This window comes from Tardiphaga sp. (genome assembly GCF_041424195.1).
Lineage (GTDB): Bacteria > Pseudomonadota > Alphaproteobacteria > Rhizobiales > Xanthobacteraceae > Tardiphaga.
Window position 1 is genome coordinate 1 of sequence record NZ_JBGMOE010000108.1, and the last position, 9090, is coordinate 9090.

Annotated in this window: 7 protein-coding genes and 1 pseudogene; 7 read left to right on the forward strand and 1 reads right to left on the reverse strand. The window is 63.2% G+C overall.

Going from position 1 to position 9090, the window contains the following annotated elements:
• The 7 genes and pseudogenes from ACEK02_RS15695 to glpK form a co-directional block, all read left to right on the forward strand.
• A pseudogene (locus ACEK02_RS15695) lies at positions 1-350 on the forward strand (dicarboxylate--CoA ligase PimA); the annotation flags it as partial.
• Positions 347-1534, forward strand: a complete 1188-nt coding sequence (locus ACEK02_RS15700; RefSeq protein ID WP_371422547.1) for an acetyl-CoA C-acyltransferase — start codon at positions 347-349, stop codon at positions 1532-1534. The pseudogene ACEK02_RS15695 and the gene ACEK02_RS15700, both read left to right, overlap by 4 nt.
• 139 nt (positions 1535-1673) lie before the next feature.
• Positions 1674-2864: a pimeloyl-CoA dehydrogenase large subunit gene (gene pimC, locus ACEK02_RS15705; RefSeq protein WP_371422548.1), complete on the forward strand. Its 1191-nt coding sequence runs from the start codon at positions 1674-1676 to the stop codon at positions 2862-2864.
• Between the two features lie 220 nt (positions 2865-3084).
• Entirely contained in the window at positions 3085-4227 is a 1143-nt protein-coding gene (gene pimD / locus ACEK02_RS15710) for a pimeloyl-CoA dehydrogenase small subunit (protein WP_371422549.1), read from the forward strand.
• Between the two features lie 215 nt (positions 4228-4442).
• Positions 4443-5213, forward strand: coding sequence for an SDR family NAD(P)-dependent oxidoreductase (locus ACEK02_RS15715; RefSeq protein ID WP_371422550.1), 771 nt, complete (start codon positions 4443-4445; stop codon positions 5211-5213).
• A gap of 139 nt (positions 5214-5352) precedes the next feature.
• A complete protein-coding gene (locus tag ACEK02_RS15720; protein WP_371422551.1) occupies positions 5353-6555 on the forward strand; it encodes an FAD-dependent oxidoreductase in 1203 nt (400 codons plus the stop codon).
• 102 nt (positions 6556-6657) lie between these two features.
• A complete protein-coding gene (gene glpK, locus ACEK02_RS15725; protein ID WP_371422552.1) occupies positions 6658-8157 on the forward strand; it encodes a glycerol kinase GlpK in 1500 nt (499 codons plus the stop codon).
• 208 nt (positions 8158-8365) lie between these two features.
• Here the strand turns inward: glpK and ACEK02_RS15730 are convergent, their stop codons facing one another.
• Positions 8366-8617: a hypothetical protein gene (locus ACEK02_RS15730; protein WP_371422553.1), complete on the reverse strand. Its 252-nt coding sequence runs from the start codon at positions 8615-8617 to the stop codon at positions 8366-8368.
• Positions 8618-9090: the final 473 nt, after the last annotated feature.

A 9090-nucleotide genomic window follows, 5' to 3' on the forward strand; every position in this document is an offset into this window, starting at 1 on the left:
TGATCATCTCCGGCGGCTTCAACGTCTATCCGCAGATGATCGAGCAGGCGATCTACGAACATCCGTCGGTGCAGGAAGTGATCGTGATCGGTGTTTCCGATCAATATCGCGGCGAAGCGGCCAAGGCCTTTATCAGGCTGCGCAGCGGCGCGGCGCCCTTCACCATCGATGAACTGCGCGCGTTTCTCACCGGCAAGCTCGGCAAGCATGAACTGCCGGCCGCCGTGGAATTCGTCGACGATTTGCCGCGCACCGCGGTCGGAAAACTCTCGCGCCACGCCTTGCGCGGCCTGCAACCCACGCCCATCATCAATCAACAACAAACCGCCTCCGGAGGATCTCGCCTATGACCGAAGCCGTTATCGTTTCCACCGCCCGCACGCCGATCGGCAAGGCCTATCGCGGCGCCCTCAACGCCACCGAAGGTGCGACACTTCTCGGCCATGCCATCGAACACGCTGTGAAGCGCGCCGGCATCGATCCCAAGGAAGTCGAGGATGTGGTGATGGGCGCAGCCCTGCAGCAGGGCTCGACCGGCGGCAACATCGCCCGCAAGGCGCTGCTTCGCGCCGGCCTGCCGGTCACTGTCGGCGGCACCACCATCGATCGCCAGTGCGCTTCGGGTCTGCAGGCCATCGCGCTCGCTGCCCGCTCGGTGATCTTCGACGGTGTCGAGATCGCGGTCGGCGGCGGCGGCGAGTCGATCTCGCTGGTGCAGAACGAGCACGCCAACAAGTTCCACACCGTCGATCCCGAACTGATGAAGATCAAGGCCGACGTCTATATGCCGATGCTCGACACCGCCGAGACGGTGGCCAAGCGCTACAACATCTCGCGCGAGCGTCAGGACGAATATTCGCTGGAGAGCCAGCGCCGCACCGCAGCCGCGCAGCAGGGCGGCAAGTTCAACGACGAACTGGCGCCGATCTCCACCCGGATGGGCGTCGTCGACAAGGCCACCGGCGAAGTCTCGTTCAAGGACATCACGCTGTCGAAGGATGAAGGCCCGCGTCCGGAAACCACCGCGGAAGGTCTCGCCGGCCTGAAGGCCGTGCGCGGCGATGGCTTCACCATCACTGCCGGCAACGCCTCGCAGCTCTCGGACGGCGCCAGCGCCACCGTGATCATGAGCGACAAACTCGCTGCGCAGAAGGGCCTCAAGCCGCTCGGCATCTTCCGCGGCTTCGTCTCCGCCGGCTGCGAGCCGGACGAGATGGGCATCGGTCCGGTGTTCGCCGTGCCGCGCCTGCTCAAGCGTCATGGTCTCAAGATCGAGGACATCGATCTCTGGGAGCTGAACGAAGCTTTCGCCGTGCAGGTTCTGTATTGCCGCGACAAGCTCGGCATTGATCCGGAGAAGCTCAACGTCAATGGCGGCGCGATCTCGGTCGGCCATCCCTATGGCATGTCGGGCGCCCGTCTCGCCGGTCACGCACTGATCGAAGGCCGTCGCCGCAAGGCGAAGTATGCCGTCGTCACCATGTGCGTCGGTGGCGGCATGGGCTCCGCCGGCCTGCTCGAAATCGTTCAGTAACTGTCGTTCCGGGGCGGGCGCGGCGCGAGCCGCGCACGAACCTGGAACCTCGACATGTTCATCACTCCGGGATTCCGGGTTCGCTCGCAGGCGCCCCGGAATGACGAAGTAGGAAATTCGGTAAAACAAGGAGGATCCGATGGATCTGAGCTTCAGCAAAGAAGAACTGGCATTCCGTGACGAAGTGCGAACCTTCTTCCACGAAAGCCTCGACCCTGCGACGCGCAAGAAGCTGCAGGAAGGTCACCACACGTCCAAGGAAGATCTGGTCAACTGGCAGCGCACGCTGAACAAAAAGGGCTGGGCAGTTCCGCATTGGCCGAAGGAATATGGCGGCACCGGCTGGTCGGCCGTGCAGCAATACATCTTCCTCGAAGAACTGCAGAAGACTCCCGCGCCGCCGCCGCTGCCGTTCGGCGTCAACATGGTGGGCCCGGTGATCTATACCTTCGCCAATGAAGCGCAGAAGAAGCACTTCCTGCCGCGCATTGCGAATATCGACGACTGGTGGTGCCAGGGCTTCTCGGAGCCGGGTTCGGGTTCGGATCTCGCTTCGCTGAAGACCACCGCCAAGAAGAAGGGCGATACCTACATCGTCAACGGCCAGAAGACCTGGACCACGCTGGCGCAATATGCCGACTGGATCTTCTGCCTCTGCCGCACCGACCCCGATGCGAAGAAGCAATCGGGCATCTCTTTCATCCTCATCGACATGAAGTCGAAGGGCATCACCGTCCGTCCGATCCAGACCATCGATGGCGGTCACGAAGTCAACGAAGTGTTCTTCGATGATGTCGTGGTGCCGGCCGAGAATCTCGTCGGCGAAGAGAACAAGGGCTGGGACTACGCCAAGTTCCTGCTCGGCAACGAGCGCGTCAACATCGCGCGCGTCGGCATGTCCAAGGAGCGTATCCGTCGCATCAAGGAACTCGCCGGCAAGGTGCGTTCGGGCGACAAGCCGCTGATCGAGGATCCGCAGTTCCGCCAGAAGCTGGCAGCGACCGAGATCGAGCTGAAGGCGCTCGAATTGACGCAGATGCGTGTTGTTGCTGCCGAAGGCAAGCACGGCAAGGGCAAGCCGGATCCGGCCTCCTCGATCCTCAAGATCAAGGGTTCGGAAATCCAGCAGACGCTCACCGAGCTCTTGCTCGAAGTCACTGGTCCGTTCGCGATGCCCTTCGTGCCCGAGAGCGATGACGGCCGCAACGATCCCGGCGATTGGGCCTCGACCATTGCGCCCGGCTATTTCAACTACCGCAAGGTGTCGATCTACGGCGGCTCCAACGAGATCCAGCGCAACATCATCGCGAAAGCGGTGCTGGGGCTTTGATGTCTTCCTTCTCCCCGCTTGCGGGGAGAAGGTGGTCCGATTGCGCGTAGCGCATTCGGACCGGATGAGGGGGAGCCTCCGCCGGCTCGGTGCCCGCGGATAGTCCCCCTCACCCGAAGGCTCCGCTTCGCTCGCCCTCGACCTCTCCCCGCAAGCGGGGAGAGGTTAGGGAGCTCAAACACATTCAAACGCGCGTCACGCGCGACCTGAGGAAGAGAACATGGATTTTGATTTGTCGGAGGAGCAGCGCCTCCTCAAGGACAGCGTCGACGGCCTGTTGAAGGCATCCTACGATTTCGAGACCCGCAAGAAATATCGCGCCGAAAAGGGCGGCTGGAGCAAGGACGTCTGGGGCAAGTTTGCCGAACAGGGCCTGCTCGGTCTGCCGTTCTCGGAAGAAGACGGCGGCTTCGGCGCCGGTCCGATCGAGACCATGATCGTGATGGAAGCGCTCGGGCGCAATCTCGTGGTCGAGCCCTATCTCGACACGGTGGTGATCGGCGGCGGCTTCCTGCGTCGCGGTTCGGCCGAACAGCGCGCCGCGCATCTGCCGGGCATTGTCGATGGTTCGAAGACGCTGGCCTTCGCGCAGCTCGAGCGGGACTCGCGCTACGATCTCGGCGACGTCTCCACATCGGCCAAGAAGAGCGGCTCGGGCTACACGCTGTCCGGCGAGAAGTTCGTCGTCGGTCACGGCGACACGGCTGACACGCTGATCGTCACCGCACGCACGGCCGGCGGCCATCGCGATGCCAAGGGCATCGGTGCGTTCCTGGTGCCGGCGAATGCCAAGGGTGTCGACATCCGCGGCTATGAGACCCAGGACGGCAGCCGCGCCGCCGACATCAAGCTCAACAATGTCGAGGTTGGCGCCGATGCGGTGATCGGCGATGCCGAGAACGGCCTCTCGCTGGTCGAGCAGGTCGTCGACGACGCCCGCATCGCGCTCTGCGCCGAAGCGGTCGGTGCGATGGAAGAAGCACTGAAGGTCTCGATCGAGTACATCAAGGAGCGCAAGCAGTTCGGCGTTGCCATCGGCTCGTTCCAGGCGCTGCAGCATCGCGGCGCCGACATGTTCACCGCGCTGGAGACGGCGCGCAGCATGTCCTATCTGGCCTCGATGGCGGCGACCTATGACGATCTCGACGAACGCGCCAAGACGGTCGCCGCTGCCAAGGTGCAGATCGGCCGCTCCGCCCGCTTCGTTGGCCAGTCCGGTGTGCAGCTCCATGGCGGCGTCGGCGTGACCATGGAGTACAAGATCGGCCACTACTTCAAGCGGCTGACCATGATCGAGCAGCAGTTCGGCGATGCGGACTATCATCTGCGCCGCGTGGCGCAGGCGGGCGGGATCACGGAGTAGGGCTTGCCTGCTAACCTCTCCCCGCTTGCGGGGAGAGGTCGTCACTGACATGCGAAGCATGTGAGTGACGGGTGAGGGGGCTCTCCATACGCTCCGAGCTCGCTGAGAGTCCCCCTCACCCGTCGCGGACTTCGTCCACGCCACCCTCTCCCCGCAAGCGGGGCGAGGGCACCGCGCGCGGCCGCAACTTCAATCAACAGACAGGAGACCTGCCCGTGAAAAATCCATTCGATCTCACCGGCAAGGTCGCCGTCATCACCGGCTCCAGCCGCGGCATCGGCAAGGCATCCGCTGAACTGCTCGCCAGCCTCGGTGCCAAGGTCGTCGTGTCCAGCCGCAAGGCGGAGGCCTGTCAGGCCGTCGTCGATGGCATCAAGGCCAATGGCGGCGATGCCCATGTCATTCCCTGCAACATCTCTCGCCGCGATGAGGTCGAAGCCCTGATCGACGGCACCGTGAAGCACTACGGTCCGATCGATATCCTGGTCTGTAACGCTGCCGTGAATCCCTATTATGGCCCGCTGCTCGATATTGCGGATGAGGCCTTCGACAAGATCATGGGCTCCAACGTCAAGAGCAATATCTGGCTCTGCGCCAAGGCGATCCCGGCCATGGCCGAGCGCGGCAAGGGCTCTGTTGTGATCATCTCCTCCATCGGCGGTCTGCGCGGCTCCACGGTGATCGGCGCCTACGGCATCTCCAAGGCTGCCGACTTCGCCCTGTGCCGCAGCCTTGCCGGCGAATGGGGGCCGAAGGGCGTGCGCGTCAATTGCATCGCGCCGGGTCTGGTGAAGACCGACTTCGCCAAGGCGCTGTGGGAAGACGAGGCCAATCTCAAGCGCCGCACCGCCACCACGCCGCTGCGCCGGATCGGCGAGCCCCATGAGATCGCCGGCGCCGTTGCCTATCTCGGTTCGGACTCGTCCACCTTCATGACCGGCCAGACCATCGTCATCGACGGCGGAGTCACCACGGCATCGGTGTGACGTCCTTACCCTCCCCATGCTGGGGAGGGTAAGAAATCCCTGAAACAAATCTTCCGCGGTAACCGCTCACCGGCTGCCTTAATCCTTTCCCGTTTTTTAACATTTCAGGCGCACGGATATCCGCAGCTGGAGAGTGCCCGTGCGGCAGACGGATATCGCGATCATTGGTGGCGGCCTCGCCGGATCGACGGCTGCGGCAATGCTCGGTCGCGCCGGTGTGTCTGCGATCCTGATCGAGCCGCACCAGGTCCATCCGCCTGAACTCCGCTGCGAGAAGATCAGCGGCGGCGCCCAGCTCGACCGGCTGCGCAGGACAGGTCTCGCCAATCCGGTGCTGTCAGCCGCCACCCATGACGAGGAGATCTGGATCGCGCGCTTCGGCCGCGTCATTGATAAACGCCCAAGCCAGCAGCACGGTTTTCTCTACGACACGCTGGTCAACACCGTGCGTGGCGAGATCCCGTCCGCCGTCGAGACCATTCACGCCAAGGCGACCTCGATCGCCACATCGGATGATCGCCAGACCATCGGCCTGTCCAATGGCGAAGAGATTTCCGCGCGCCTCGTTGTCCTCGCCAATGGCGCCAGCGTCAGCCTGCGCGATCAGCTCGATATCGGCCGCCCGGTCATCTCGGCCAATCATTCGATCTCGGTCGGCTTCGATATCGCGCCGGTCGGCCGCGACCGCTTTGCATTTCCCGCGCTGACCTATTTTGCCGAAACGACGGTTCACCGCACGGCCTATCTCACGCTGTTTCCTATTGGTGAGACCATGCGGGGCAACCTGTTCGTCTATCGCGAGACCGACGATCCCTGGATTCGCCAGATGCGCGGGACGCCCGAGGCGGCACTCGACGCCTGCCTGCCGAAACTGCGTGGGCTGATCGGTGACTACAGGATCTCCGGCGATATCAGGATCCGCCCCATCGATCTCTATGAGAGCGACAACGTGGTCCAGCCCGGGGTCGTATTGGTCGGCGATGCCTTTGCCTCGCCATGCCCGGGCAGCGGCTGTGGCACCGACAAGGTGTTCACCGATGTGGCGCAGCTCTGCAGCGTGCATATCCCGAACTGGCTCGCCACCCCCGGCATGGATGCGGCCAAGATCGCGCAATATTATGCCGATCCGCTGAAGCTGGAATGCGATGCCTGGGCCACCGGCAAGGCGTTCAAGCTGCGCTCGGTGACAATCGAGAATTCGTTGTATTGGCGCGCGCAGCGCTGGGCGCGGTTCCTCGGCCGGCTCGGCGAGGGCGTCGTGCGCCGCACCCGCGAGACCTTGCCACGCGAACTGGCGATGATCCCGGCTGCTCTGGTCATGATGATCGATTCCGCGACCTGATCGTCATTGTTGCCGGACGCCGCCGCTTGACGTGCCCGCGCTAATCCGGTTGCCTGCGCCTCCAAATACAACGCGACCGCAATCTTCCGGGAAGAAGCGCACATGTCTTTCGTGATGGCCATTGATCAGGGCACCACATCCTCCCGCGCGATGATCTTTCGCGCCGATATCTCGATCGCGGCCTCCGCGCAGCAGGAATTCCCGCAGCATTTTCCGGCCTCCGGCTGGGTCGAGCACGAGCCCGAGGATATCTGGACCTCGACGCTGCAAGTCTGCCGCGCGGCCATGACAAAGGCCGGCGTGACGGCGAAGGACATCGCCGCCATCGGCATCACCAATCAGCGCGAGACCACCGTGGTGTGGGACCGCGTCACCGGCCAGGCCGTGCATCGCGCCATCGTCTGGCAGGACCGCCGCACCGCGGAAATCTGCGCGCGGCTCAAGGCCGATGGCCACGAGCCGATGATCTCCAGCAAGTCCGGCCTGATCATCGATCCGTATTTCTCCGGCACCAAGGTGGCGTGGATTCTCGATCACGTGCCCGGTGCGCGCGACCGGGCCGAGCGCGGCGAACTGCTGTTCGGCACCGTGGATTGCTATCTGCTGTGGCGGCTGACGGAGGGGGCGGTACATGCCACCGACGCCACCAATGCCTCGCGCACGCTGCTGTTCAACATCCACACCGGTGAATGGGACGATGAGCTTCTGAAGCTGCTGCGCGTGCCCAAGGCGATGCTGCCCAGGGTGCAGGATTCCTCGTCGGATTTCGGCAGCACCGATCTGTTCGGCGGCACGATCGTGATCGGTGGCATCGCCGGGGATCAGCAGGCTGCAACGATCGGGCAGGCATGTTTTGCGCCAGGCATGATCAAGTCGACTTATGGCACCGGCTGTTTTGCGCTGCTCAACACCGGTACGACGCCGGTGGTCTCGAAGCACAAGCTGCTGACCACCGTGGCCTATCAATTGAACGGCGTGCGGACCTATGCGCTCGAAGGCTCGATCTTCGTCGCCGGTTCGGCGGTGCAATGGCTGCGCGACGGGCTCGGCATCATCAAGAGCGCAGCCGAAAGCGGGCCGCTCGCGGATCAGAACGATTCATTGCAATCGGTCTATCTGGTTCCGGCCTTTGTCGGGCTCGGTGCGCCCTACTGGAATCCCGATGTACGCGGCGCACTGTTCGGATTGACGCGCAACACCGGCCCGGCCGAACTCGCCCATGCCGCACTGGAAAGCGTCTGCTACCAGACGAGGGATCTCTATGCGGCAATGCGTGCCGACTGGCCCGATGTCTCTGCGGCGACAGTTGTGCTGCGTGTCGACGGCGGCATGACCGCGTCGGACTGGACCATGCAGCGTCTCGCCGATCTCTTGAACGCCCCTGTCGATCGCCCGATGATTCAGGAGACCACCGCGCTTGGCGCTGCCTATCTCGCCGGCCTCAAGGCTGGTGTATTTCCCGAACCCGCAAAGTTCGCTGACAACTGGCGCCTCGAGCATCGCTTCAAACCGGTGATGAGCGAGGCCACGCGCGCGCGCAAGCTCAAGGGCTGGGCGCAGGCGGTGAAGGGCGTATTGGCGAGCGACCCGGGCAAGGATTGAAAGTTTGCTCGCGAAACGGAAAGAGCCGCCCGTGCGGGCGGCTCGTGATGATGTTCATGTCAGGTTGATCGCGCCTGTTGTTGTTCGTCAGAGCGTGACCCCGAAAAGTGGATACCGGTCTTCGCCGACAAAGGAGTTCGTTTGTCGAGGGATCATGCTTCAATAAAAGAAGAAGCTGGAATCTGATTCATCGAGGATGAAACAGGTTCTAGTGCCAGCCGCGATGCCGGCCGCGCGACCAACCATAGTGATGGCCGCGTCCGCGGCCCCAGCCGTAGTGATGTCCACGCCCGCCGCGATGCATGCCGTGATGTCCGCCGCCATGGCCGCCGTGAACCTGGATGATATCGCTGGTGGTGCTCGCAGGTGCAAGCCCACCGACCGGCATGGCGGTTGCTGGAAGCATCAGGCCCAGACCCAGGAATGCCGCGGCGGCTGTCGCGATCATGGTACGTTTCATTGCAACCCTCCAAACGCAAGTATTGCGCTTGTAACAAGCTGCGGTGATCCTGATTGTTCCGTTGCTACGCGGTTGAAACGAAAACTTTGCCGGCATCGGAATTCATTGCGGCTATGGCGGCATGACGACGTCGGACCGCACCATGGAGCGTCGCGCCGAGCTGCTGAATGCCACTATCGCCTCAAACATTTTTTCCTATATCTATTGACAACATCCTTATCTTGATTATTTTCCGCTTCGTCCTGCCCCACCGAGAGGGGCGATCGCGATCGTCACGATTGCGGGGCGGGAGGCGGTGGACGCCGGAGATGCGGCGTCACGGGATGTGTGGGTAACGGCTGTCTGCGGGCAGGCCGCATCGTCTGTGGTCAGGATACCACTGGGACAGGCGGCACGGCTTGCTGGCGGACGGAACGAGCCTGCGGATCAAGTGACGGACGACCAGATTCGAAACGCGTCCGGCCCAGTAGCTT